General features: G+C 44.4%; 1 pseudogene. It reads left to right on the top strand.

Going from position 1 to position 484, the window contains the following annotated elements:
- Positions 1 to 484 (top strand): annotated as a pseudogene (locus SB719_RS19030) (phage major capsid protein); the annotation flags it as partial.

Raw genomic sequence — 484 nt, forward strand, 5'->3', positions numbered from 1 at the left:
GAAAAAATCGGTTTTGGCCAGCGTATTTTGCGTCCAGCAGAAGAAGGCCAAGCGCTTGATGCGAAAGACCGTGTTGTCCCAGCGACAAGCACTGTCCAGCTCAATGCAAAAGAGGTCATTGCAGAAATTCATATGACCTACGACAGCATTGAAAACAATATTGAAAAAGACGGAATTCAGCAGACAATTATGCAAATGCTGGCTGAACGAGCAGCAGTTGATATTGAAGAACTCATCGTCAATGGGGATACGACTTCAACAGACCCGTTTTTAGCCCAAATGGATGGTGTGAGAAAACAAGCAGTATCTCATATTGTGGATGCAAATGGAGCGGAAATTAGCCGCCAAATGTTGAAACAAGCCTATAAAGCGATGCCGTCAAAATATTTACGTGTACCTCAGGATTTCCGTTTCTACACATCCCCAAGTTTAGAGGTGGAGTGGAAGGATCAAGTAGCAAACCGTCAGACAACTCTCGGAGATG

It is taken from the genome of Pantoea sp. SIMBA_079 (assembly GCF_046940275.1).
Classification (GTDB): domain Bacteria; phylum Pseudomonadota; class Gammaproteobacteria; order Enterobacterales; family Enterobacteriaceae; genus Pantoea; species Pantoea borealis.